Below are 23,603 nucleotides of genomic sequence, written 5' to 3'. Positions count from 1 at the left end.
ACCCTGGACGTCGATGAACACGGGGTTCGAGCAGAACCAGGTGTCCGCCCACGGGTCACCGTCCCCGGGCGGGGCGTGGCCAGGGAGGTGGTGAGGCCGAAGCGGGTGGCGGCCACGGCGAGGTGCGCGATGCCGCCCGGGCCGCAGCCCATGCCCCGGGTCCAGATCTCCTCGCCGGGGGCGGGCGGCTTGCCGAGGCCCGTGAGCACGAGGTCGTAGAAGAGCAGTCCGGTCGGCAGCACATCCGGCCGGTCATCGTCCACGGATGTGTCCTCGCTCATGGCTTCGACGGAGATCGTCAAAACTCGTCAATTCGATGACCGGAATCGTGCGCTGCTCCCGAGAGATGGGTAAATACCCGAGCAGAACCGAGCATGGAAATGATTGAAGATGACGAGTAGTGTTCCGGTCGTGCTGGCAGAACGACGACACCAACTCATCCTGCGGGCCCTGCGCGCAGGCGGGCCCGCGGCCGTGACCGACCTCTCGGAGCAACTGGGAGTGAGTCCCGCCACCATCAGGCGTGACCTGGTCAAACTGGAAGAAGACGGACTGCTCACACGCGTGCACGGCGGAGCCGTCGTCGAGGAGGGCGACCAGCCCTTCGCCGAGGTCGCCGAGGTGCGCGTCACCGAGAAGGACGCCATAGCCGAGCGTGCCGCCGCGATGATCGAGGACGGCCAGTCGGTGCTGCTGGACATCGGGACGACGGCCTACCGCCTCGCCCGGCAACTGCACGGACGGCGGCTCACCGTGATCACCAGCAACCTGGTGGTCTACGAGGAACTCGTCGACGACGAGGGCATCGAGCTGGTCCTGCTCGGCGGCATGGTCCGCCGCGAGTACCGCTCCCTGGTCGGCTTCCTCACCGAGGACAACCTGCGGCAGCTGCACGCCGACTGGCTCTTCCTCGGCACCAGCGGGGTGCGGCCCGGCGGACAGGTCATGGACACGACGGTCGTGGAGGTGCCGGTCAAGCGCGCCATGATCAAGGCCGGCGAGAAGGTGGTCCTCCTCGCCGACGCGTCGAAGTTCCCGGGACACGGGATGGCGAAGGTCTGCGGTCCCGAGGACCTGGACGCGGTGGTGACGAACGAGCCGGTCGACGCGGCGACGCGGACCTCCTTCCAGGAGGCGGGCGTCGAGGTCGTCGTGGTGGGAAGGGTGCAGGCGTGAAGCTGACGATTCTGGGCGGCGGGGGCTTCCGCGTGCCGCTGGTGTACGGAGCGCTCCTCCAGGACCACGCCGAGGGCCGGGTGACGCACGTCGTCCTGCACGACCTGGACGCCGGACGGCTGTCGGCGGTGACACGCGTCCTCGCCGAGCAGGCGGCCGGCGTCCCGGACCCGCCCGGGGTGAGCGCCACCACCGACCTCGACGAGGCCCTGCGCGGCGCCGACTTCGTGTTCTCCGCGATCCGCGTCGGCGGCCTGGAGGGGCGCGCGAACGACGAGCGCGTGGCCCTGGCCGAGGGCGTGCTGGGCCAGGAGACGGTCGGCGCGGGCGGCATCGCCTACGGCCTGCGCACGGTCCCGGTCGCCGTGGACATCGCCCGGCGGGTGGCCCGTCTCGCTCCCGACGCCTGGGTCATCAACTTCACCAACCCGGCCGGCCTGGTCACCGAGGCCATGTCCCACCACCTCGGCGACCGCGTCATCGGCATCTGCGACTCACCGGTCGGCCTCGGCCGTCGCATCGCCCGGGTGCTCGGGGTGAAGAACCCGGCGGAGGCCTGGATCGACTACGTCGGCCTCAACCACCTCGGCTGGGTGCGCGGACTGCGCGTCGCCGGCCGCGACGAACTCCCGCGCCTGCTCGCCGACCCCGACCTGCTCGGCTCCTTCGAGGAGGGCAAGCTCTTCGGCGCCGACTGGCTGCGGTCCCTGGGCGCGATCCCGAACGAGTACCTGCACTACTACTACTTCAACCGCGAGGCCGTCCGCGCCTACCAACAGGCCGAGAAGACCCGCGGCGCGTTCCTGCGCGACCAGCAGGCCCGCTTCTACACCGAGATGAGGAACCCGGACGCCCCCGCCCTCACGGCGTGGGACCGCACCCGCGCCGAGCGCGAGGCCACCTACATGGCCGAGAACCGCGAGACCGCGGGCGCCGGCGAACGCGACGAGGACGACCTGTCCGGCGGCTACGAGAAGGTCGCCCTCGCGCTGATGCGGGCGATCGCCCGGGACGAGCGCACCACCCTGATCCTCAACGTCCGCAACCGGCACACCCTGTCGGTCCTGGACGCGGAGGCCGTCATCGAGGTCCCCTGCCTCGTCGACGCCAACGGCGCCCACCCCGTCACCGTGGACCCGCTGCCCGGTCACGCCACCGGCCTGGTCTGCGCCGTCAAGGCCGTCGAACGCGAGGTGCTGGCCGCCGCCGGCTCCGGCTCCCGCGCGACGGCCGTGAAGGCCTTCGCCCTGCACCCGCTGGTCGACTCCGTCCATGTGGCCCGCAGGCTGGTCGAGGGCTACACCGAGGTCCATCCCGGGTTGGCGTACCTTAGGTGAACGCCGCCTGGTAAGCGCTTTCCCCCACCGCTTGCCGCCTGCTCGCTCTTCCCGCTTCCTGGAGACACCCCATGCACGACGAAAGCCGCCGCATCGAGGAGCGCGTGCAGCGCCTTCACGACCAGCGCATCAAGACCGCGGTCTACGCGGCCACCGTGCCCTTCGAGGTGGAGGCCTGGCAGGCCCCGGGGGAGCCGGTCCCCTTCGAGGAGGCCGCCGCCGCCTCCTACCGGCCCTTCGCGATGGGCACCCCCTGGGGCCCGCCCTGGGGCACCACCTGGTTCCGCATGCGTGGACGGGTGCCGAAGGAGTGGGCGGGCCGCCGCGTCGAGGCCGTCATCGACCTCGGCTTCGTCGGCGACTGGCCCGGCAACCAGGCCGAGGCCCTCGTCCACCTCACCGACGGCACCCCGCTGAAGGCCGTCAACCCGCTCAACCAGTACGTGGCGATCGCCAACCCCGCACAGGGCGGCGAAACCGTCGACTACCTGGTCGAGGCCGCCTCCAACCCCGACATCCTCGCGGACGACTTCGCCACGCCCACGCCCCTCGGCGACAAGCTCACCGCGGGCGACAAGCCGCTCTACACCTTCCGCGCCGCCGACCTCGCCATCCTCGACGAGGAGGTCTTCCACCTCGACCTCGACGTGCAGGTGCTGCGCGAGCTGATGCTGGAACTCGGCGAGCACGACCCGCGCCGCCACGAGATCGCGCACGCCCTGGACCGGGCGATGGACCAGCTCGACCTGGACGACGTCCCCGGCTCGGCCGCCGCGGTGCGCGAGGCGCTGAAGCCGGTGCTGTCCAAGCCCGCGCACGCCAGCGCCCACACGATCTCCGGCGTCGGCCACGCCCACATCGACTCCGCCTGGCTCTGGCCGATCCGCGAGACCAAGCGCAAGACCTCCCGCACCTTCTCGAACGTCACCTCGCTCGCCGACGAGTACGACGACTTCATCTTCGCCTGCTCCCAGGCCCAGCAGTACGAGTGGGTGCGCGACCACTACCCCAAGGTCTGGGCCCGCATCCAGGAGTCCGTCAAGAACGGCCAGTGGGCGCCGGTCGGCGGGATGTGGGTGGAGGCCGACGGAAACCTGCCCGGCGGCGAGGCCGTCGCCCGCCAGTTCATCCACGGCAAGCGCTTCTTCATCGAGCACTTCGGCATCGAGACCAAGGGCGTGTGGCTGCCGGACTCCTTCGGCTACAACGCGGCCTACCCGCAGCTCGCCAAGCTCGCCGGCAACGAGTGGTTCCTCACCCAGAAGATCTCCTGGAACCAGACCAACCGGTTCCCCCACCACACCTTCTGGTGGGAGGGCATCGACGGCACCCGCATCTTCACCCACTTCCCGCCGGTCGACACCTACAACGCCCGCTTCAGCGGCGTGGAGATGTCCCGCGCGGTCCGCAACTACCGGGAGAAGGGCGGCGCCTCCCGCTCCCTGGCCCCCTTCGGCTGGGGCGACGGCGGGGGCGGCCCCACCCGCGAGATCATGGAACGGGCCCGCCGGCTGGCCGACCTGGAGGGCTCCCCGAAGGTCGTCGTGGAACACCCCGACGCCTTCTTCGCCAAGGCCCGCGAGGAGTACCCGGACGCGCCCGTGTGGGTCGGCGAGCTGTATCTGGAACTGCACCGCGCGACCTACACCTCCCAGGCCCGCACCAAGCAGGGCAACCGCCGCTCCGAGCACCTGCTGCGCGAGGCCGAGCTGTGGGCGACGACAGCGGCCCTGCACGCGCCGGACTACGCCTACCCGCACGAGAAGCTGGACCGGCTCTGGAAGACGGTGCTCCTGCACCAGTTCCACGACATCCTGCCCGGCTCCTCCATCGCCTGGGTGCACCGCGAGGCCGAGGCCGAGTACGCCCGCGTCGCGCGGGAACTGCACGCGCTGACCGCCGAGGCGCTGGCCGCGCTGGGCGCCGGCGAAGCCCGCGTCTTCAACACCAGTCCCTACGACCGCGCCGAAGTGGTCCGCACCGCCGACGGCGCACCGGCGTACGTGCGGGTGCCCGCGAGCGGCTCCGCTCCCCTCGCCGACACGGCGCCCCCGCAGCCCGTGACGGTGCACGGCCGGATCCTCGACAACGGCCTGGTCCGGGTGGAGGTGGCCGAGGACGGCACCCTGTCCTCCGTCCGCGACCTGCGCGCCGGCCGTGAGGTGCTGGCCGAGCCGGGCAACCTGCTCCGCCTGCACACCGACCTGCCCAACCACTGGGACGCCTGGGACATCGACAAGCACTACAAGAACCGCTACACCGACCTCCTCGACGCCACCTCCGTCACGGTCGTCGAGCAGGACCCGCTGATCGGCGCCCTCCGCGTCGAGCGGTCCTTCGGCAAGGGCTCCACCATCACCCAGACGATCACCGTCCGCGCCGGCAGCCCCCGGATCGACTTCGAGACGGACATCGACTGGCACGAGACCGAGAAGATCCTCAAGGCGGCCTTCCCGGTCGACATCCGCGCCCCGCACTCCTCCGCCGAGATCCAGTTCGGCCACATCCAGCGCCCCACCCACACCAACACCACCTGGGAGGCGGCCCGCTTCGAGGTCTCCGGCCACCGCTGGGTGCACCTCGGCGAGCCGGGCTACGGCGTCGCCGTCATCAACGACTCGACCTACGGCCACGACGTCTCCCGCACGGTCCGCGAGGACGGCGGCACCACGACCACCGTCCGCCTCAGCCTGGTCCGCGCCCCGCGCATCCCTGACCCCGAGGCCGACCAGGGCCGCCACCGCCTCACCTACGCCCTGCTGCCCGGCGCGACCATCGAGGACGCCGTGGCCGAGGGCTACTCCCTCAACCTGCCGCTCCGGGTGGCGGAGTCGGCCGGGGCCCTGGAGCCGATCGTCTCCGCCGAAGGCGAGGGAGTCACCGTGGAGGCGGTCAAGCTCGCCGACGACGCCTCCGGCGATGTCGTCGTACGGCTCTACGAGTCCCGCGGGGGTCGCGCCACCGGCACCCTGCGCACCGGATTCCCGCTCGCCGGCGCCCAGATCACCGACCTGCTGGAACGACCGCTTCAGGACGCGGAGACGACCGACGGTGCCGTCCCCGTCGCGCTGCGGCCCTTCCAGATCCTGACCCTGCGCCTGCGGAGGGGCTGACCTCATGGCCATGCAGCCGTGGTTCGAGGACGCCAAACTCGGGATCTTCGTCCACTGGGGCATCTACGCCGTCGACGGCGTCCAGGAATCCTGTACCGGGGCGAGGGCCGCTTCTGACCGCCGAATCGGCCCATGATCCTGCAGCGGAACGCCCCCGGCGACGGGTCGCCCGGCTCCCGGGAGTCGTCACGCCGACTCCCGGGACACCGCGGGCCGCTCGCCGGTCACCGGCCGACGTTCGCCGGGGCGCGGTCGGCCCACCGGCCCACCTGCACGCCCCAGCGCCGACCCGCAGGAGATCAAGGACTCCTCGGAACGCTGCGACCACCACGGTGTCGACGGCCCCCCCGTGGTGCGAGGCACTTGCCGCCCGGGCCTAGAGGGGCAGCGCCTGAGCCGCCGCTCCGACGGGGCCGACCGGTTCCGCCGACGGGGGCGCGGGCACGCCCGGCAGCGGCTCCGTTGCCTCCGGCCGCTGCTGCGGCAGCGACACCGGCCGCAGCGGACGCGGCCCCGACACCACCGTGTAGTCCTGGCCCAGGAACGGCGGAGCCATCTCGCCCGGGTCCTCCCCGAGGGCCAGCCGCACCGCGGCCCAGGGGGCGTTGACGCCGCACAGGGACAGCTGGTGCAGTCCGCCGGCCGGGCGGGTGTTGACGTCCATGAGGACCGGCCGGTCGCCGAACATCCGGAACTGGATGTTGGACAGGTAGTGCAGACCGAAACCCTCGGCGATCCGCCGGGCCGGGTCCAGCCACTGCTCGTGCAGGGTGAAGCCCCGGCGGCGGCCGTTCTTGGTGCGGCCCACCGCCAGCCGCACCAGATTGTCCGGGCCCGTGAGGCAGTCCACCGACACCTCGGGCTGCTCCAGCCGCGGCATCACCAGCCAGTCCACCGGCTCCTCGGCACCCCGCAGCGCCTCCAGCACCAGATCGAGCGGCACGTACGGGCTGGGGAACCCGCTCAGATGCATCAGCGAGAAGGGCGTACGCGTGATCACACGAAAGCCCACCCCGCCGGCCCCGGACGCCGGCTTGAAGCACGCCTTGTGCCCGTCGGCCTCCAACTCCTCGACGGCCGCGACGAGTTCGTCTTCCGAGCGAACCCGGTACCACGGCGGCACCGGTACCCCGATCGCCTGGACCGCCTCGTAGGCGATCACCTTGTCGTGGAAGACGGCCACGGCCTCGGGCGGCGGCGCCAGCAGGGCCGTGCCGACCGCCTCGAACTCGGCGCGGTGCGCCACGATCGCCGACTGGTGCAGCCGGGGCACGAACACGTCGATCCCGCGTCGCGCGCACTGGTCCAGCGCGTATTCGACATATCCGGCGGGGGAGAGGTTCTCGGGTTCCAGCTCGGCGGTGTCGGCGGCGGCCAGCACGGGCGAGTCGGGGTCGCCGTGGGTGGCATGGATCTCGACGGCCCGGTCGCTGGGATTTCTCCGCAGCTGATCCATGAAGAACACGTTCTCCGCGTACGTGCGGTTGAGCCAGACGCGTACGCGAGAGACCATGCAGGCCGCCTTTCACGGTTCGCGGGCAGGGCTGAGCAGCCCGTGCCCGGGCAGAAGAATGGAGGGACACCAAACCGCCCCTGTGAAGGGAAGTTCCAAGCGGTGGTGTTGGGCCAGATCATACGGCTTCGGCGGGCCCCGCCGTGCAACGCGCGTGTGAAGGATTTCTCCTACCACGGCGATCGGGCCGCCCTTGTCCCGGTCGCACGGATGTGATCTCTTGGTGGCGTCCGGGTGCGCGGAGGGGGCGAAGGGTGATGTCGACGGCCGGTGGAGCCGCACAACTGCTGGCCGTCAGCGATCTGCACATCGGGTACCCGGAGAACCGTGCCCTGGTCGAGGGCATGCGGCCGGGGACGGACGACGACTGGCTGCTCGTGGCCGGTGACGTCGCGGAGACCGTGGCGGACATCCGCTGGGCCCTCAAGACGCTCTCGGGCCGCTTCCGCAAGGTCGTCTGGGCGCCCGGCAACCACGAGCTGTGGACCCACCCGAGCGACTCCGTGACCCTGCGCGGCGCCGCCCGCTACGCGTACCTGGTCGAACTGTGCCGCGAACTCGGAGTGACCACACCCGAGGATCCCTACCCCGTCTGGGAAGGCCCCGGCGGCCCGGTGGCGGTCGCCCCGCTCTTCCTGTTGTACGACTACTCCTTCCTGCCGGCCGGCTGCGCCACCAAGGAGCAGGGACTGCAGTACGCGCAGGGCACCGGGATCGTCTGCACCGACGAGTATCTGCTGCACCCCGACCCCTACCCGAGCCGGGAGGCCTGGTGCCGGGCCCGGGTCGCGGAGAGCGAACGCAGGCTCGCCGAACTGCCCGGCGACCTGCCCGTGATCCCCGTCAACCACTACCCGCTGCACCGGCACCCGATGGACGTCCTGTGGCACCCCGAGTTCGCCATGTGGTGCGGCACGGACCTGACCGCCGACTGGCACCGCAGGTTCCGCGTCCAGACGATGGTCTACGGCCATCTGCACATCCCCCGCACCACCTGGCACGAGGGCGTGCGCTTCGAGGAGGTGTCGGTGGGCTACCCGCGCGAGTGGCGCAAGCGGTCCGGGCCGCCGGGGCGGCTGCGGACGATCCTGCCGGGGGAGGGCGAGGAGCGGTGATCGAGGAACTGCTGCCGGAAGCCGCGGTCACCGTGGAGGCGTACGGCCACGAGGACGCGGCCACGCCGCTCCACCCCGAGGAGGCGGCGCTCATGACGCGGGCGGTCGCCAAGCGGCGCAGGGAGTTCGCCGTCGTGCGTTCCTGCGCCCGCAGCGCCATGGAGAAGCTCGGCGTGCCGCCGCGGCCGATCCTGCCGGGGGAACGCGGCGCCCCCCGCTGGCCGGAGGGGCTGACCGGCAGCATGACCCACTGCGACGGTTACTGCGCCGCCGCGCTGGTCCGCACCGCCGACCTCGCCTCCCTCGGCATCGACGCCGAGACCCACGCCCCACTGCCGGAGGGCGTCCTGTCGTCCGTGTCCCTGCCGACCGAGGCCGGCCGGCTGCGGCGGCTCGCGGCCGAACGCCCCGACATCCACTGGGACCGGCTGCTGTTCAGCGCGAAGGAATCCGTCTACAAGGCGTGGTTCCCCCTCACCAGGAAGTGGCTGGACTTCATGGAGGCCGACATCGAGCTCACCGCGGACGGCACCTTCCGCGCGGCACTGCTCGTCCCCGGCCCGCGCGTGGGCGCCCGCCGCCTCACCCACTTCGAGGGCCGCTGGACGGCCGGGCGGGGTCTGATCGCGACGGCGATCGCGGTACCGCACGCCTGACCCGCTCCGCGTCGGCGCGGGTCAGGTCATCCCGACCACGGGTCCGGCTTCTTCGGGCAGCCGGACCCGGCTGGCGCCCCGACCGGGGGCTGGGCGAGGGCCGGTGGGCCCGGATCCGCGTCGCGGCGGAGGGCACCGCGCCCTCGCGGCCCGGCCACGGGCCCCGGCCTTTTAGGGCAGCCGGACCCGGCTGGCGCGTCCCGACCGGGGGCTGGGCGAGGGCCGGTGGGTCCGGGTGGGCGTCGCGGCGGAGGGCACCGGGCCTCGCGGGATCCGGGTCCGCGTCCCGTCCACGGCCGGGCGACCGCCGGGCTCCGGGACCGGTTCAGGGCAGACGGCCCGGGCCGTCCTCGCCGCTCCGGCAACCCCCGTGCGTGCCCCGGGTCAGGGGCCCGGCTCCGGGCACCAGTTCTCCAGGAGGCGGAAGAACGCCTCCTCGTTGCCGGTCAGCCCGGCGCGCTCCAAGGCCTGCTCCGCCTCGGCGAGCACCGCGGGCGGGACGAGCGGCGGGCCGCCCTCCAGGTCGAAGGCGGCCCGGACGGTGTGCAGCAGTCGCAGATAGGCCTGGACGGCGGTGCGTTCACGATCGGTCAGAACGGCGGTGGGCATCGGTCGGCTCTCCCCGTGTCGGCGTCGTCGGTCAAGCGCCCTCGCGGCGCGCACGCCCCGCACAGCGGTGGCGCACCTCCAGCTTGCCGCCCACCACTGACAATCCGGCCCGGCCGCCCTCCGGTTCGCCCGCTCGGCGGAGGCGGACACACCGGTCGCCGCCGGGGACGGCCCGTCAGCCCTGCGGCCCGCGGTACCCCAGCGAGGCCTCGATCCGCCCCGCGAGGTGGTCCCGCTGCACCGGCCCCCGCGACGACGAACCGGCCAGCCAGGCCCGGCACTTGCTGGCGAGCAGCAGACCGAAGCTCTCGGCCTCCTTCTCGTCGTCACGGTCGAAGCGGGTGCGCGCGGCGACCTTCAGCACGGTCGCCTGGAGGTCGGCTCCGTCGTCCAGCAGCCGGGCCGCGACGGCGGCGCCCCCGACGTGGTGGGAGCAGTGCCCGGCCTTCATGTGCCACAGCTCGTGGCCGAGGATCACCAACTGGTGATCGGGAGCGGTGCGTTCCTCGATCACGACGAGGTCCTGCTCGGCCATGTCGAGCCAGAGCCCGCTGGCGGTCCCGGGCGGGAAGGCGGCCGTACGGAACAGGACGGGGCGACCGCGGCGTCTGCTCATGCCGTCGCACAGGGCGGCGTACAGCTCGTCGGGCCGAGCCGGCGCGGGGAGGGTCAGCTCCGCGACCAGCTCACCGCACAGGCGGCGCATTTCCTTACCGATGCCCACAGTTCTCCCCACGGTCACGACTCGGGCCGCTTGACGCTCTCCAGGAGCATGTCCAGCCACTCCGCGACCTTGTCGCGATGCTGGTCGGTGGGCAGTTGCGCGGCCCGCCAGGCGATACCGCGCACGCCGTGGTCCTGCAACAGCCGCTCCAGCGGGTCGTCCGCCGCCGCGGACGCCTCCCGCTCGCGGTCGGCGAGCTTCTGCAGCAGCTCCTGCTCGGTGTGCTGGAGGGCGCTCACCAGCGCCTCGGGGTCCTCGGCCGTCAGGAAGCCGGCATGCACCCGGAAGAACCGCTGGAGGGCGTCGCAGTGCTCCATGGTCGGCCGCCGGTCGCCGTTGATGAGGGCGCCGGCCTGCTGGCGGGACATGCCCGCACCGTCGGCGATCTCCTGCTGGGTGTACTTGCGGCCGTTGGGCTTGAGCCGGGTCCGGCGCAACAGGTCCAGGCGCTGCAGGAACCGGGCCTGCACATCGGGCTCGCCCGCGGGCCGGCCGCTGAGCAGCGCCTTGACCACCGCCTCCGGGACGCCGGAGGCGACGGACAGCCGGCCGGTGTCGAAGACCTCGGCGTGCGGCACGCCGAGCCGGTCGGCGAGCGCGGCGACACGGGAGACGACGGCCGGTAGCACGGCCGTACGCGTGGCGCTCGGACCCTCGACGAAGCCACCCGTCACCGACAGATCTCCTACGTATCTCACAGGCTTCTCACAAGTGGATGCCGTGACCTACCCCGGCGTTAACTTCCCGGAGCGTAGCCGGTGCTTCGAACTCACATCCAGGTCTCGCCACAACTGTGGCCAATTTCAGCCGTCAACCGGCATGAAATGCCACGATAGTTGACACGCCTCAGCTAGGGGCAGCAGGATCGGGACGCCGCGTCAAGGCCGCACAGGCAAGAGGGGTGACCTCCCGATGGCACATCAGGCAGGAGGGCGGCGGCCGGCACCGCGGCCCGTCCCCGAGACTCCCGAGGCCCAGGCCTACCTGGAGGACTACGCCGGGCTTCTGGAGGGTGTCCCCTTCCCCTCGCTCGTCGTCGACCACTGCTGGGACGTGGTGCTGACCAACGGCGCCTTCCGGTCACTTTTTCGCGAGGTCGGCCCACACCCGACGGCCATGCCGGACGACAACTTCCTCAGGTTCGTGCTGTTCCACCCCGACGCCCCCGCGGTGCTCGGCGAGCACGAGGCGAGCTGGTGCCTGCCGATGCTCGCGCACTTCGCGCGGACCGTGGAGAGCCACGGCCCCGACCACGGCCTGCAGGCCATCCGCCGCGACATCGCCCAGGACCCGATCATGGAGGCCGCCTACCGGCACGGCCTGCCGCACTGGATCCGCGCGGTCGGCGAGGGGGCCGTCGAGCAGGACGGTGCCGTACGGCCGCTGCTGCACCCGGATCCGCGCCGCGGTGCCACCGAATGCCGGATCGTGGTCGAGACGTCCAGGACACTCGACGAACTGGGCTGCGCCCGGGTCACGTTCGTCCTGCGCGAGGCCCGCCGCGCTCCGGCCCGGGAGCGCCGCACCCGCCGCAGCGCCGCACACCTGAGCGTCGTCCCCGCGGCCGACTGACCGGTCCCGTGCGCCCGCCCTCGCGGCACTCTTCCCGGGTTTTGTGGTGTGTGACATAGTACTGGCGTGAGCGAGTCGCTGACCTGCGATGTCGTGGTGGTTGGAGCCGGTGTGGTCGGCGCCGCCGCCGCACTGTACGCGGCCCGGGCAGGCCTGGACACCGTCGTGGTGGACCGGGGCCCGGTGGCCGGCGGGACGACCGGGACGGGGGAGGGGAACCTCCTCGTCTCCGACAAGGAACCCGGACCGGAACTCGAACTGGCCCTCCTCTCCGCCCGGCTGTGGGCCGATCTGGCCCGGGAGGGACTGGGAACGGCCGTCGAGTACGAGGCCAAGGGCGGTGTCGTCGTCGCCGCGACCGAGCGCGCACTGGCCGGGCTGGCGAAACGCGCCGCCGAGCAGCGCGCGGCCGGGGTCGAGGCGGTCCCGGTGCCGTCCGACCGGCTCACCGACCTGGAGCCGCACCTCACCCCCGGTCTCGCGGGCGGCGTGCACTACCCGCAGGACGCCCAGGTGATGCCCGCCCTCGCGGCGGCGCACCTGCTGCGCGCCTCGAAGGCCCGGGTGCTCACCGGGTGGGAGGTGACCGGGGTCCTGCGCGGCCCGGGCGGCGCGGTGCGCGGCGTGCGGACCGGCCGGGGCGACCTCCACGCGCCCGCGGTCGTCAACGCGGCCGGCACCTGGGGCGGCGAGGTCGCGGCCCGCGCCGGGGTCACCCTGCCGGTGCTGCCCCGGCGGGGTTTCGTCCTGGTCACCGAACCGCTGCCGCCCCGTATCCGGCACAAGGTGTACGCCGCCGACTACGTGGCCGACGTCGCCAGCGACTCGGCGGCGCTGCAGACCTCCCCGGTGGTGGAGGGCACCCCGGCCGGGCCGGTCCTCATCGGCGCCAGCCGTGAACGGGTCGGCTTCGACCGGTCAGTGTCCCTCCCGGCGCTGCGCGCGCTCGCGGCGGGGGCGACAGGGCTCTTCCCGTTCCTCACCGGCGTCCGGGCCCTGCGGACGTACGCCGGCTTCCGGCCGTATCTGCCGGACCACCTGCCCGCGATCGGCGCCGACCCGAGGGCGCCCGGGCTCTTCCACGCCTGCGGGCACGAAGGCGCGGGCATCGGTCTCGCCACCGGCACCGGGCACCTCGTCGCGCAGGTGCTGACCGGACGGACACCCGACCTGGACCTCGGCCCGTTCCGGCCCGACCGCTTCACCGAGGAGGCCGAGTGAACCCGTTGGAGCTCGCGGACGCCAGGCCCGGCCCCGCCTTCACGGTCACCTTCGACGGGCGGCCGGTCGAGGCGCTGCCCGGGCAGACGGTCGCCGCCGTGCTGTGGACGGCAGGCGTCACCTCCTGGCGCGCCACCCGGGGCGAGGGCCGTCCGCGCGGGGTGTTCTGCGGGATCGGCGTCTGCTTCGACTGCCTGGTGACCGTCAACGGCCGCCCCAATCAACGGGCCTGCCTGGTGCCGGTGCGGCCCGGGGACGTGATCGGCACGCAGGACGGAACGGGCCACGAGGAGGGGGCACATGCGGACTGACCTCGCCGTGATCGGCGCCGGACCGGCCGGGCTCGCCGCCGCCCTGGCGGCCTCCGCGCGCGGCGTACGGGTCACGCTCGTCGACGCCGCGACGCGGACCGGCGGACAGTTCTACCGGCAGCCCGCCGCCGGACTCGGCGCCGGGCGGCCCGAGGCGCTGCACCACCGATGGCGGACCTGGGAGCGGTTGCGGGACGGGCTCGCCGCCAGTGCCGTACGCGTGCTGACGGATCACCACGTCTGGACCGTGGAGCGCACCCCGGACGGCTTCACCGTGCACGCGCTGCTCGGGCCCGAGCGGGAGGAGCCCGTCGAGGTGCCCGCCCGCGCCGTACTCCTGGCCACCGGCGGCTACGAGCAAGTGCTGCCCTTCCCCGGCTGGACCCTCCCCGGCGTCGTCACGGCCGGGGGAGCCCAGGCCATGCTCAAGGGCGGGCTCGTGGTGCCGGGGCGGCGGGCGGTCGTGGCCGGGACCGGGCCGCTGCTGCTGCCCGTGGCGACCGGACTCGCCACCGCCGGCGTCGAGGTCGCCGCCCTCGTCGAGTCGGCCGCCCCCGGTCGCCTCGCCCGCCACGGCCGGGCCCTGGCGGGCAAACTCCCGGAAGGAGCCGGGTACGCCGCCCGGCTGCTGCGCCACCGGGTGCCGGTCCTCACCCGCCACACCGTCGTCCGCGCCCACGGCGACGACCGGCTGACCGGCGTCACCGTCGCCGCCCTCGACACCGACGGGCGCGTCCGGCCCGGCACCGAGCGGCACCTGCCCTGCGACACCCTGGCCGCCGGCCACGGCATGCTCCCGCACACCGACCTCGCCGAGAGCCTCGGCTGCCGCCTCGACGGGTTCGCCGTGGCCGTCGACACCGGGCAGCGCACGGACGTCCCCGGAGTGTGGGCGGCCGGTGAGGCCACCGGCATCGGCGGCGCCGCCCTCGCCCTCGCCGAGGGCCACATCGCCGGCCGCTCCGCCGCCGCGCACCTGCGGGACACCGCCCCCGACCCCGCTCCCGCCGCCCTCACCTCCCGCGCACGGCTCAGACGTTCCGCCGCCGCCCTCGACGCCGCCTACCCACCGCCCGCGCACTGGGCCGAGCAGCTCACCGACGACACCGTGATCTGCCGCTGCGAGGAGGTCACCGCCGGGGCCGTGCGCGAGGCACTGGACCTCGGAGCGGGCGACGAACGCACCGTGAAACTCCTGACCCGGGCCGGAATGGGCTGGTGTCAGGGCCGGATGTGCGGCACCGCCGTCGCCGGTCTCGCCGGCTGTGCCCCCACCCCGGCCAGGCGTCCGTTCGCCCGTCCCGTACCGCTCGGCGTCCTCGCGCACCCCCATCCCCAGGAGGGACCGTCATGACCGATCACCGCCCCTGGCGCGGCGTCCTCGTCGCCACCGCGCTCCCGCTGGACGACGACCTCTGCGTCGACTACGACCGGTACGCCGAGCACTGCGCCTGGCTGGTCGACAACGGCTGCGACGGTGTCGTACCGAACGGCTCCCTCGGCGAGTACCAGGTGCTCACCGTCGAAGAGCGGGCCCGGGTCGTCGAGACGGCCGTCGCCGCGATCGGCGGGGAACGCGTGATGCCCGGCGTCGCCGCGTACGGGTCCGCCGAGTCGCGCCGCTGGGCCGAGCAGGCCGGCGAGGCGGGCTGCCACGCGGTGATGCTGCTGCCCCCGAACGCCTACCGCGCCGACGAGCGCTCCGTCGTCGCCCACTACGCCGAGGTCGCCGGTTCGGGCCTGCCGGTCGTCGCGTACAACAACCCGATCGACACCAAGGTCGACCTCGTGCCCGAACTGCTCGCGCGGCTGCACGGCGAGGGGCACATCCAGGGGGTGAAGGAGTTCTCCGGCGATGTCCGCCGGGCCTACCGGATCGCCGAACTCGCCCCCGAGCTGGACCTGCTGATCGGCGCGGACGACGTCCTGCTGGAGCTGGCGGTGGCGGGCGCCACGGGCTGGGTGGCGGGCTACCCCAACGCGCTGCCCCGTACCTGCGTCGAGCTGTACCGCGCCGCCGTCGGGGGCGACCTGGACACCGCGCTGCCCCTGTACCGGCGGCTGCACCCGCTGCTGCGCTGGGACTCGCGGGTGGAGTTCGTCCAGGCCATCAAGCTGTCCATGGACCTCGTGGGCCGCCGCGGCGGACCCTGCCGTCCGCCCCGCACGGCGCTGCTGCCCGAGCAGGAGGCGGCGGTGCGCGCCGCCACGGAGATGGCCGTCGCGGCCGGATCGAGCTGAGGACCATGCGCAGCGGACTCGTCCTGCACGCCGTCGACTCGCACACCGAGGGCATGCCGACCCGCGTGATCACCGGCGGCATCGGCACCATCCCCGGCGCCACCATGAACGAGCGGCGGCTGTGGTTCCGCGAACACCGCGACGGCATCACACAGTTGCTGATGAACGAACCGCGCGGTCACTCCGCCATGAGCGGCGCGATCCTCCAGCCGCCGACCCGGCCCGACTGCGACTGGGGCGTCGTCTACATCGAGGTCTCCGGCTATCTGCCGATGTGCGGTCACGGCACCATCGGCGTGGCGACCGTGCTGGTCGAAACCGGCATGGTCGAGGTCGTCGAGCCGGTCACCACCATCCGGCTCGACACCCCCGCGGGCCCGGTCGTCGCCGAGGTGGCCGTCGAGGACGGGGCCGCCAAGGCGGTCACCCTGCGGAACGTGCCCTCCTTCGCCGTCGGCCTCGACCGCGAGGCCACCCTCGCCGACGGCCGGACGGTGACCTACGACCTGGCCTTCGGCGGCAACTTCTACGCCGTCCTGCCGCTGGAGCGGTTCGGCCTGCCCTTCGACCGGTCCCGCAAGGACGAGATCCTCGCCGCGGGCCTGTCCCTCATGGCCGCCGTCAACGCCGAGGACCCGCCCGTCCACCCGGAGGACCCGTCCATCCACGGCCTGCACCACGTCTACCTGGCCGCCCCCGGCTCGACCGCCCGCCACTCCCGGCACGCCATGGCCATCCACCCCGGCTGGTTCGACCGCTCGCCCTGCGGCACCGGCACCAGCGCCCGCATGGCACAACTGCACGCGCGCGGCGCCCTCCCGCTGCACACCGAGTTCGTGAACGAGTCCTTCATCGGCACCCGGTTCACCGGCAGACTGCTCGGCACGACCGAGGTCGCCGGCCGGCCGGCCGTCCTGCCCAGCTTCACCGGACGCGCCTGGATCACCGGCACCGCCCAGTACCTGCTCGACCCCGACGACCCGTTCCCGGCGGGGTTCGTCCTGTAGACCGGCCCGCGCACCCGACCACGAGAGGAACCCCGACCGTCATGGCCCCGCAGCACACCCCCGCCCTGCCCGTACTGGGCAGCAGGAAGCCCAGCCACCGGGAGCGGGTCGCGGACGCGCTGCGGGCCGCCCTGATCGCCGGCGAACTGCGGCCCGGTGACATCTACTCGGCCCCCGGTCTCGCCGCCCGCTTCGGCGTCTCCGCCACACCCGTGCGCGAGGCCATGCTCGACCTGGTGAAGGAAGGCCTGGTCGACACCGTGCCCAACAAGGGGTTCCGCGTCACCGCCGTCTCCGAGCGGCAGCTCGACGAGTACACCCACATCCGGGCACTGATCGAGATCCCCACCACGGCCGAACTGGCCCGCACGGCCGACCCGGTGGCCCTGGAGGCGCTCCGCCCGGTCGCCCGGGAGATCGTCACCTCCGCCGCGGCCGGCGATCTCATCGCCTATGTGGAGGCCGACCTGCGCTTCCACCTCGGGCTGCTGGCGCTCGCGGGCAACGGCCATCTCGTCGACGTCGTACGCGACCTCAGACGCCGCTCCCGGCTCTACGGGCTGACGGCGCTGGCGGAACAGGGGCGGCTGGTGGCGTCGGCCGAGGAACACCTGGAGATCCTGGACGCGCTGCTCGCCCGCGACGAGGAGGCCGTACGGGCCGTGATGAGCCGGCACCTCGGACATGTCCGGGGCCTGTGGGCCGCGCCCTGACGGGCATCCACCGAGGCCAGGACGGACAAGGCCGTGAGGCCGACGGGCAGACGACGCATGGCTCCCCCTGTGGGACCGGCTGAGGTGCTCCGACAGGCTGTGCGCAGGCGGTACGGACGTGCTCAGCCGGGAACCCAGGGCCCATCCGGAGCCATGGTCCATGCACGTGCGGTGAAGGCTTGTTGAAAGCGGCACCTTCGGGTCAGAGGTCCAGCACCAGCCGCCCGCCGCGGCAGCGGGACACACAGATGAGCATGGTCTCGCCCGTCGCGCGTTCCTCCTCCGTCAGCACCGAGTCGCGGTGGTCCGGCTCGCCCTGCAGGACGTCGGTCTCACACGTGCCGCAGGTGCCCTCGGTGCAGGAGTACAGCACCTCGACCCCGCTTGCGCGCACCGCGTCCAGCACGGACACGCCGGGCTCCACGGTCAACGTGCGTCCGCTTCGCGCGAGTTCCACCTCGAAGGCGGTGTCCCCACCCGTCTCCCGCTCCTTGGGCCGGAACCGTTCGACCCGCAGCACCCCGGACGGGCAGCGGGCCTCGACGGCGTCCAGCAACGGCCCGGGGCCGCAGCAGTAGACGAGCGTGCCCTCGGGTACGTCGTCCAGCACCGGGGCCAGGTCCAGCAGCCCCGTCTCGTCCTCGGGCGCGATCGTCACCCGGTCGCCGTAGCGGGACAGTTGCCCGCAGAACGCCATGGAACCGCGGGTGCGCCCGCCGTACAGCAGCGTCCACTCGGCGCCCGCCGCCTCGGCCGCCGCCAGCATCGGCAGGATCGGGGTGATGCCGATGCCGCCGGCGACGAAGCGGTAGCGAGGGGCGGGCTCCAGGCGGAAGTTGTTCCGCGGCCCGCGCACCCGGACCTCGGCGCCCGTGCCGAGCCGCTCGTGCACATGGGCCGAGCCGCCCCGCCCGGGGCTCTCGCGCAGCACCGCGATCCGCCAGGTCGACCGGTCCGCCGGATCGCCGCACAGCGAGTACTGCCGCTCCAGGCCGGGAGCGAGCACGACGTCGAGATGCGCGCCCGGCTCCCAGGCCGGGAGCGGCTCGCCCCGCGGATGGCGCAGGGTCAGGGCGAGCACGCCGTCGGCCGCGATCTCCCGCCGCTCGACGACGAGTTCGGTCTCGTACACGCTCATGAGCTGTTTCCTCGCGGCTCGTCGACGCGGTGCCCCTGCGGATGGGCGAGCATCCACTCCCACATCTCGACCGGGTCCTGCGCGGTGTGCTCCCGGCCGCAGTGGCACGTGCCGCGCAGGGTGTCGGTGCCGGGCAGCCAGGCGATGCGGTAGATCTCGCCGGTGGGAGCCGTCACCGGACCTGCTCCACGGGCTTCTCGCCCTGCTCCACGAGCCGGGCGAGGATACGGCGGGCGGCCAGACCTCCGGTGTCGATGTTGATGCTCAGCTCCTGGTAGCCGGTGCGTTCCGTGCCGAGCGTCCGCTGCAGCAGGTTGAGCGCGGTGACGTCCTGCATCACCACGGTGTGGTTGTTGCCCCGCAAGAACTCGGTGACCTCGGCGTCGTCCGTGGCCCAGTCCCGGGAAACCGCCCAGAAGTCGTACACCGTGCCGTCACCGGAGGGAGTGATGGCGTAGGTGATCTCGGTGTGGAAGCCGTGGGGGTCGCTGCCGTCCGCCTCCGGCACCACACCGACCGGGGCGATACGGCTGTGCAGCAGATACAGACAGGGGGCGTGGTACTCGATGTCCTGCCAGCGGGTGATCCGGCCCTCGATACCGGTGGACCTGGCGTAGAAGGGCGGACACTCGGCGTCGTCCATGTGCCGGCTCACCCGGACGATCCCGGCGCCCTCGTCGACCTCCGTGGTGATCGGCGTCTCGGCGACCTCGGGGGTGCCGATGTAACCGCCGTGCAGGTACGTCTCGTGGGAGAGGTCGAGGAGGTTGTCGACGAGCAGGCCGTAGTCGCAGTCGATGGGCTCCATCCCGCGCACGGTGACCCAGCCGGGGGAGTCGAGGTGCCGGGCCCGGGGAATGGCCTGCGGGTCGGCGAGCGCGGGATCGCCGACCCACACCCAGATCAGCGAGTCCTGCTCGACGACGGGGTAGGAGGCGATCCGGGCGGTGCGCGGCACCCGTTTCTGCCCCGGCACGTACACGCACGTACCGGACGTGTCGTAGGTGAACCCGTGGTAGCCGCACACGATCCGGTCGCCGTCCAGCCGCGTCGGCGCCTCCGACAGCGGGTAGCGGCGGTGCACACACCGGTCGTGCAGGACGACCGGGTTGCCGTCCTCCTCGGTCCGGTAGAGCACCAGCGTCTCACCGAGGATCGTCCGGCCGAGCAGCTCCCGCCCGACCTCGTGACTGTAGGCGGCGACGTACCACTGGTTCCTGGCGAAGGCGGTCATGTGAGGCATGGGCGCTGACTCCCGTCTCTGGTCGTGCCGTCATCGTCGGGGCGGACCTCTCGGCGCCGCAACGGTCCTTCCGCCCCACGGAAGCGGTTGCCGTATCGATCGTCCCCGGCCGCGGTGACCTCGGCAGCAGGGCGCAGTACCTCGGAGCGGCGAGGCGTCGGCGAACGGGCCGTTTCGCCGGCGGGGAGACCGTCTTCGTCTCTGTCACGCCCCTCACCCTCCCCTGGTGCCGCCCCGGCGCACCCGGCGTACCGGCGACTTTCACACGGGTGTCACGCGCCCCTTCCTTGTCGTTTGGTGTCCCTGAAACACTCCTTCCGCGCAGATTCCGTCATGCTCCGGCCATCCCGCACCTCAGGATGAGAGGTCTGTCCTTCATGTCCGAAGTCAACCGGCGCCGCTTTCTGCAACTCGCGGGTGCCACCACGGCGTTCAGCGCGCTGTCGGCCAGCATCCAGCGCGCCGCCGCCCTTCCGGCGAACCACCGCACCGGGTCGATCCGGGACGTCGAGCACATCGTCGTCCTCATGCAGGAGAACCGTTCGTTCGACCACTACTTCGGCACCCTGAGAGGAGTCCGCGGCTTCGGCGACCCCCGTCCGGTCACCCTCGGCAACGGCGAGCCGGTCTGGCACCAGGAGAAGGACGGCAAGGAGATCCTGCCGTTCCGCCCGGACGCCGACGACCTCGGCATGCAGTTCTTGGAGGGCCTGCCGCACTCCTGGCCCGACGGCCAGCAGGCCTACAACGGCGGCATGTATGACCGGTGGGTACCCGCCAAGGGCACCACGACGATGGCGTACCTGACCCGCGAGGACATCCCCTTCCACTACGCCCTCGCCGACTCCTTCACGGTCTGCGACGCCTACCACTGCTCGTTCATCGGCTCCACCGACCCGAACCGCTACTACATGTGGTCCGGTTGCACGGGCAACGACGGCACCGGAGGCGGCCCGGTCCTCGGCAACGACGAGCTCGGCTACGGCTGGACGACCTACCCGGAGCGTCTGGAGCGGGCCGGCGTCTCCTGGAGGATCTACCAGGACATCGGCGACGGCCTCGACGCCCAGGGCTCCTGGGGATGGATCCAGGACGCCTACCGTGGCAACTACGGCGACAACTCACTGCTGTACTTCGACAAGTACCGCGACGCCCAGCCCGGCGACCCGTGGTACGACAAGGCCCGCACCGGCACGAACGCCAAGGCCGGAGAAGGCTACTTCGACCTGCTGCGCGCCGACGTCAAGGCCGGAAAACTGCCCCAGATCTCCTGGATCGCCGCCCCCGAAGCCTTCTCCGAGCACTCCAACTGGCCCTCGAACTACGGCGCCTGGTACATCGCCCAGGTCCTGGACGCCCTCACCTCCAACCCGGAGGTCTGGTCGAAGACGGCCCTGTTCATCACGTACGACGAGAACGACGGCTTCTTCGACCACGTGGTGCCGCCGCTGCCGCCGAAGGACGCCTCCCGCGGCCTGTCCACGGTCGACGTCTCCCTCGACCTCTTCCCGGGGGACGGCAAGAACACGGCCGGCCCGTACGGCCTCGGCCCGCGGGTGCCGATGCTGGTCGTCTCGCCGTGGAGCAAGGGCGGCTACGTCTGCTCCGAGACACTCGACCACACCTCGATCCTGAGGTTCATGGAACGCCGCTTCGGTGTGCGCGAGCCCAACATCTCGCCCTGGCGCCGCACCGTCTGCGGTGACCTGACGGCCGCCTTCGACTTCTCCCGCAAGGACCCCCGCCCGGCCCCGCTGCCCGGCACCGACGACTACGAGCCGCAGGACCGCGAACGCCACCCCGACTACCGGCCGACCCCGCCGGCCGACCCGCGCATGCCCCGGCAGGAACGCGGTCCGCGCCGCGCCCGGCCCCTCAAGTACGCCCCGCACGTGGACGCCTCGGTCGACGCGGCCGCCGGGAAGCTCACCCTCACCTTCGCCTCCGGCGCGAAGGCCGGCGCCGCCTTCCACATCACGTCCGGCAACCGCGCCGACGGCCCCTGGATGTACACCACCGAGGCCGGCAAGACGCTCTCCGACACCTGGAACTCGGCGTACTCCGGAGGCTCCTACGACCTGACCGTGCACGGCCCGAACGGCTTCGTGCGCGCCTTCAAGGGCTCCAACGGGACGGCCGGCTGCGAGGTCACCGCCCGCCACACCGGCGACGACATCGAGCTGACCTTCACCAACAAGGGCCCCGGCACGGCCCGTCTGAAACTCTCCAGCGGCTACGGCGGCCGGCCCTCGACCGTCACCGTCCGCCCGGGCGCGACGGTGTGCCGGACGGTGGAACTCGCCGCAAGCCGCCGCTGGTACGACCTGACCGTCACCGCCGAGGGCGACAAGGCGTTCCTGCGGCGGTTCGCGGGACACGTCGAGAACGGGCGGCCGGGGGTGAGCGACCCGGCGATCATCACCGTGTAGCCGTGGTGAGGTGCCCCGGATCGTGCGGCCGGGGCACCAGCGCCGGTTCGGCCGCGGCCGAACCGGGTTCCAGGGCCAGAACGGCGGCCACCGGATGGTCGTCGTCCACGGGGACGGCCGCCGGTGCGGCCCGGCTGAGCAGCACCACGCCCCAGGAGGCCAGGCCCGCCCCGGCGAGCGCGAGCGGCACACCCCCGGCCCCGCCCTGGAGGCGTTCGCCCAGCAGCGACAGGCCGATTACCGCGGCGGCCAGCGGGTTGGCCAGGGTGACCATCGCCAGCGGGCCGCCCAGACCGCCCCGGTACGCCGTCTGCGACAGCAGCAACCCGCCGGCCGCGAAAGCCGCCACGAGCAGTGCCACCCCGACCACCTGGACGCTCAGCACCGGGCCGGTCCGGTCCGTCGCGGCCACCGTCACGGTCTGGGTGAGGGCGGAGGCGACCCCCGACGCCAGGCCGGACGCGGTCGCGTGCCGCAGTCCGGGGCGGGCGCCCGGCCGGGACAGCCCCCCGATGAGCGCCGCGGTGGCGCCCGCCACCGCCAGCGCCTCAGGAACGCTCAGCACCTCGTCCGGTGCTGGTCCGGACGCCGTGACCAGGACCGCGGCCAGGCCCAGCAGCGTCAGTGCGGTGCCCTTCCACTCGACCGCGCTCACCCGCCGACCCGCCATCCGCGCCCCCAGGGGCACCGCCGCGACCAGGGTGAGCGCGCCGAGCGGCTGGACCACGGTCAGTGGGCCGTACCGGAGGGCGACGACGTGCAGCAGCGCGGCCGACGCGTTCAGCCCGACCGACCACCACCAGGCGCCGCTGCCCAGCAACCGCAGGGTGCCCGCACCGGAGGAGCGGGAGGCGAGCCGTTCCTGGGCGACCGCCGCGGCCGCGTAGGCGACGGCGGAGACGAGGGACAGGGCGACGGCGATCAGCACGGCGTTCATCGGCCGGCTCCCACGAGCGTCCGCTCCTCGGCCCGCGCCGGCGCGGGCCCGCCCCGCGAGCGGCCCGCCGGGGCCGCCGTGCGCCGCGGCGGGACGATCACGGCGAGAGCCAGGCCCAGCAGGGTCGCCGCCACGATCGCGTCGAGCCAGTAGTGATGCGCGGTGCCGACGATCACCAGCAGCGTCAGCACCGGATGCGCCGGCCACAGCTCCCACACGCGGTGCGCGTTGCGGAAGGCCTCGTCGGGGTGGCCCGTGGCCGGCCGACGGCCGAACTCGTAGACGAGGAAGAGCCCTGCGACGAGCAGGAGTCCGGCGCGGGGTCGAACGCGGAGAGGTGCCCGCCGATCACCCGGCGCTGGAGTACGTCCCGGCCCAGCTGCTCGGCGTCCTGCGGGTGCGGCCCGTCCTGGAGGGCGAGTGGGCCGACCCGGACTACCTCGTCCGATTCGTCGAGGCCGCCGTGCTGCCGGCACTGGGCCTGACCTGAGACCCGGGCCGCCGTCCGCCGGATGACCGGACGGTGGACCGACCGCGCCGACCCGTGG

21 protein-coding genes and 4 pseudogenes are annotated in these 23,603 nt (G+C 72.9%); 15 read left to right on the top strand and 10 right to left on the bottom strand.

The window, feature by feature from the left end; all coding sequences use genetic code 11:
* Window positions 1-74 precede the first annotated feature (74 nt).
* Window positions 75-263: pseudogene (locus QNO09_RS35840) on the bottom strand (carbohydrate kinase family protein); the annotation flags it as partial.
* A gap of 148 nt (window positions 264-411) precedes the next feature.
* On the opposite strand from QNO09_RS35840, the gene QNO09_RS35835 reads away from it, so the two are divergent.
* From QNO09_RS35835 to QNO09_RS35820, 4 genes and pseudogenes are all read left to right on the top strand, one after another.
* On the top strand, window positions 412-1,176 hold the full coding sequence (locus QNO09_RS35835; RefSeq protein ID WP_283974435.1) for a DeoR/GlpR family DNA-binding transcription regulator: 765 nt from the start codon (window positions 412-414) through the stop codon (window positions 1,174-1,176).
* Window positions 1,173-2,513 (top strand): 6-phospho-beta-glucosidase, encoded by a 1,341-nt coding sequence (locus QNO09_RS35830; RefSeq protein WP_283974415.1) that lies wholly within the window; start codon window positions 1,173-1,175, stop codon window positions 2,511-2,513. Before QNO09_RS35835 ends, QNO09_RS35830 begins: the two co-directional genes overlap by 4 nt.
* Before the next feature lie 71 nt (window positions 2,514-2,584).
* Window positions 2,585-5,626, top strand: coding sequence for an alpha-mannosidase (locus QNO09_RS35825; protein WP_283974414.1), 3,042 nt, complete (start codon window positions 2,585-2,587; stop codon window positions 5,624-5,626).
* A gap of 4 nt (window positions 5,627-5,630) precedes the next feature.
* Window positions 5,631-5,717, top strand: a pseudogene (locus QNO09_RS35820) (alpha-L-fucosidase); the annotation flags it as partial.
* A 285-nt stretch (window positions 5,718-6,002) separates the two neighbouring features.
* Here QNO09_RS35820 and QNO09_RS35815 read toward each other — a convergent pair.
* The gene (locus QNO09_RS35815) at window positions 6,003-7,139 is read right to left on the bottom strand and encodes an ATP-grasp domain-containing protein (protein WP_283974413.1); all 1,137 of its coding nucleotides are present in this window, start codon (window positions 7,137-7,139) and stop codon (window positions 6,003-6,005) included.
* A 254-nt stretch (window positions 7,140-7,393) separates the two neighbouring features.
* On the opposite strand from QNO09_RS35815, the gene QNO09_RS35810 reads away from it, so the two are divergent.
* Both QNO09_RS35810 and QNO09_RS35805 read left to right on the top strand, forming a co-directional pair.
* The gene (locus QNO09_RS35810; protein ID WP_283974412.1) at window positions 7,394-8,254 is read left to right on the top strand and encodes a metallophosphoesterase family protein; all 861 of its coding nucleotides are present in this window, start codon (window positions 7,394-7,396) and stop codon (window positions 8,252-8,254) included.
* On the top strand, window positions 8,251-8,910 hold the full coding sequence (locus tag QNO09_RS35805) for a 4'-phosphopantetheinyl transferase family protein (RefSeq protein WP_283974411.1): 660 nt from the start codon (window positions 8,251-8,253) through the stop codon (window positions 8,908-8,910). The genes QNO09_RS35810 and QNO09_RS35805 overlap by 4 nt, the downstream gene beginning before the upstream one ends.
* Window positions 8,911-9,294: 384 nt before the next feature.
* Here the strand turns inward: QNO09_RS35805 and QNO09_RS35800 are convergent, their stop codons facing one another.
* The 3 genes from QNO09_RS35800 to QNO09_RS35790 form a co-directional block, all read right to left on the bottom strand.
* Entirely contained in the window at window positions 9,295-9,519 is a 225-nt protein-coding gene (locus tag QNO09_RS35800) for a hypothetical protein (protein ID WP_030841139.1), read from the bottom strand.
* 175 nt (window positions 9,520-9,694) lie between these two features.
* Window positions 9,695-10,225, bottom strand: coding sequence for a toxin-antitoxin system, toxin component (locus tag QNO09_RS35795; RefSeq protein ID WP_283974434.1), 531 nt, complete (start codon window positions 10,223-10,225; stop codon window positions 9,695-9,697).
* A 32-nt stretch (window positions 10,226-10,257) separates the two neighbouring features.
* A complete protein-coding gene (locus QNO09_RS35790) occupies window positions 10,258-10,917 on the bottom strand; it encodes a helix-turn-helix domain-containing protein (protein ID WP_283974433.1) in 660 nt (219 codons plus the stop codon).
* Between the two features lie 238 nt (window positions 10,918-11,155).
* Here QNO09_RS35790 and QNO09_RS35785 point away from each other — a divergent pair, with 238 nt between their 5' ends.
* From QNO09_RS35785 to QNO09_RS35755, 7 genes are all read left to right on the top strand, one after another.
* The gene (locus QNO09_RS35785) at window positions 11,156-11,815 is read left to right on the top strand and encodes an MmyB family transcriptional regulator (RefSeq protein ID WP_283974410.1); all 660 of its coding nucleotides are present in this window, start codon (window positions 11,156-11,158) and stop codon (window positions 11,813-11,815) included.
* A 66-nt stretch (window positions 11,816-11,881) separates the two neighbouring features.
* Complete coding sequence (locus QNO09_RS35780) at window positions 11,882-13,036, top strand: NAD(P)/FAD-dependent oxidoreductase (protein WP_283974409.1); 1,155 nt, start codon at window positions 11,882-11,884, stop codon at window positions 13,034-13,036.
* Window positions 13,033-13,347, top strand: a complete 315-nt coding sequence (locus QNO09_RS35775; protein WP_283974408.1) for a (2Fe-2S)-binding protein — start codon at window positions 13,033-13,035, stop codon at window positions 13,345-13,347. Before QNO09_RS35780 ends, QNO09_RS35775 begins: the two co-directional genes overlap by 4 nt.
* Complete coding sequence (locus tag QNO09_RS35770; protein WP_283974407.1) at window positions 13,337-14,701, top strand: FAD/NAD(P)-dependent oxidoreductase; 1,365 nt, start codon at window positions 13,337-13,339, stop codon at window positions 14,699-14,701. The genes QNO09_RS35775 and QNO09_RS35770 overlap by 11 nt, the downstream gene beginning before the upstream one ends.
* Window positions 14,698-15,588, top strand: a complete 891-nt coding sequence (locus QNO09_RS35765; protein ID WP_283974406.1) for a dihydrodipicolinate synthase family protein — start codon at window positions 14,698-14,700, stop codon at window positions 15,586-15,588. Before QNO09_RS35770 ends, QNO09_RS35765 begins: the two co-directional genes overlap by 4 nt.
* Window positions 15,589-15,593: 5 nt before the next feature.
* Window positions 15,594-16,595, top strand: a complete 1,002-nt coding sequence (locus QNO09_RS35760; protein WP_283974405.1) for a proline racemase family protein — start codon at window positions 15,594-15,596, stop codon at window positions 16,593-16,595.
* A gap of 41 nt (window positions 16,596-16,636) precedes the next feature.
* Window positions 16,637-17,308 (top strand): GntR family transcriptional regulator, encoded by a 672-nt coding sequence (locus QNO09_RS35755; protein ID WP_283974404.1) that lies wholly within the window; start codon window positions 16,637-16,639, stop codon window positions 17,306-17,308.
* A gap of 202 nt (window positions 17,309-17,510) precedes the next feature.
* On the opposite strand, the gene QNO09_RS35750 is transcribed toward QNO09_RS35755, so the two are convergent.
* Genes QNO09_RS35750 through QNO09_RS35740 form a run of 3 tightly spaced genes read right to left on the bottom strand, consistent with a single transcriptional unit; the run spans window position 17,511 to window position 19,689 of the window.
* Complete coding sequence (locus QNO09_RS35750; RefSeq protein ID WP_283974403.1) at window positions 17,511-18,446, bottom strand: PDR/VanB family oxidoreductase; 936 nt, start codon at window positions 18,444-18,446, stop codon at window positions 17,511-17,513.
* Window positions 18,443-18,622, bottom strand: a complete 180-nt coding sequence (locus QNO09_RS35745; protein ID WP_283974402.1) for a hypothetical protein — start codon at window positions 18,620-18,622, stop codon at window positions 18,443-18,445. The genes QNO09_RS35750 and QNO09_RS35745 overlap by 4 nt, the downstream gene beginning before the upstream one ends.
* Window positions 18,619-19,689, bottom strand: coding sequence for a Rieske 2Fe-2S domain-containing protein (locus QNO09_RS35740; protein ID WP_283974401.1), 1,071 nt, complete (start codon window positions 19,687-19,689; stop codon window positions 18,619-18,621). Before QNO09_RS35740 ends, QNO09_RS35745 begins: the two co-directional genes overlap by 4 nt.
* Window positions 19,690-20,066: 377 nt before the next feature.
* Here QNO09_RS35740 and QNO09_RS35735 point away from each other — a divergent pair, with 377 nt between their 5' ends.
* Window positions 20,067-22,118 carry a phosphocholine-specific phospholipase C gene (locus QNO09_RS35735; RefSeq protein WP_283974400.1) on the top strand — a complete coding sequence of 684 codons (2,052 nt, stop codon included), beginning with the start codon at window positions 20,067-20,069 and terminating at the stop codon, window positions 22,116-22,118.
* Here the strand turns inward: QNO09_RS35735 and QNO09_RS35730 are convergent.
* Both QNO09_RS35730 and QNO09_RS35725 read right to left on the bottom strand, forming a co-directional pair.
* Window positions 22,108-23,055, bottom strand: coding sequence for a DMT family protein (locus QNO09_RS35730; protein ID WP_283974399.1), 948 nt, complete (start codon window positions 23,053-23,055; stop codon window positions 22,108-22,110). The genes QNO09_RS35735 and QNO09_RS35730 overlap by 11 nt on opposite strands.
* Window positions 23,052-23,282: pseudogene (locus tag QNO09_RS35725) on the bottom strand (phosphatase PAP2 family protein); the annotation flags it as partial. The gene QNO09_RS35730 and the pseudogene QNO09_RS35725, both read right to left, overlap by 4 nt.
* A gap of 83 nt (window positions 23,283-23,365) precedes the next feature.
* Between QNO09_RS35725 and QNO09_RS35720 the strand changes: the two are divergent.
* Window positions 23,366-23,545: pseudogene (locus QNO09_RS35720) on the top strand (TetR family transcriptional regulator C-terminal domain-containing protein); the annotation flags it as partial.
* Window positions 23,546-23,603: the final 58 nt, after the last annotated feature.

This window comes from Streptomyces sp. 378, from assembly GCF_030124145.1.
Lineage (GTDB): Bacteria > Actinomycetota > Actinomycetes > Streptomycetales > Streptomycetaceae > Streptomyces.
The sequence above is the reverse complement of the archived record's forward strand: the minus strand, read 5'-3'. Positions and strand labels throughout refer to the sequence as shown.

Coding starts and splice junctions, on each gene's coding strand:
- QNO09_RS35825 (WP_283974414.1), top strand. CDS start 2,585: ATGCACGACGAAAGCCGCCGCATCGAGGAGCGCGTGCAGCGCCTTCAC.
- QNO09_RS35815 (WP_283974413.1), bottom strand. CDS start 7,139: ATGGTCTCTCGCGTACGCGTCTGGCTCAACCGCACGTACGCGGAGAAC.
- QNO09_RS35800 (WP_030841139.1), bottom strand. CDS start 9,519: ATGCCCACCGCCGTTCTGACCGATCGTGAACGCACCGCCGTCCAGGCC.
- QNO09_RS35795 (WP_283974434.1), bottom strand. CDS start 10,225: ATGCGCCGCCTGTGCGGTGAGCTGGTCGCGGAGCTGACCCTCCCCGCG.
- QNO09_RS35785 (WP_283974410.1), top strand. CDS start 11,156: ATGGCACATCAGGCAGGAGGGCGGCGGCCGGCACCGCGGCCCGTCCCC.
- QNO09_RS35770 (WP_283974407.1), top strand. CDS start 13,337: ATGCGGACTGACCTCGCCGTGATCGGCGCCGGACCGGCCGGGCTCGCC.
- QNO09_RS35765 (WP_283974406.1), top strand. CDS start 14,698: ATGACCGATCACCGCCCCTGGCGCGGCGTCCTCGTCGCCACCGCGCTC.
- QNO09_RS35760 (WP_283974405.1), top strand. CDS start 15,594: ATGCGCAGCGGACTCGTCCTGCACGCCGTCGACTCGCACACCGAGGGC.
- QNO09_RS35755 (WP_283974404.1), top strand. CDS start 16,637: ATGGCCCCGCAGCACACCCCCGCCCTGCCCGTACTGGGCAGCAGGAAG.
- QNO09_RS35750 (WP_283974403.1), bottom strand. CDS start 18,446: ATGAGCGTGTACGAGACCGAACTCGTCGTCGAGCGGCGGGAGATCGCG.
- QNO09_RS35740 (WP_283974401.1), bottom strand. CDS start 19,689: ATGCCTCACATGACCGCCTTCGCCAGGAACCAGTGGTACGTCGCCGCC.
- QNO09_RS35735 (WP_283974400.1), top strand. CDS start 20,067: ATGTCCGAAGTCAACCGGCGCCGCTTTCTGCAACTCGCGGGTGCCACC.
- QNO09_RS35730 (WP_283974399.1), bottom strand. CDS start 23,055: ATGAACGCCGTGCTGATCGCCGTCGCCCTGTCCCTCGTCTCCGCCGTC.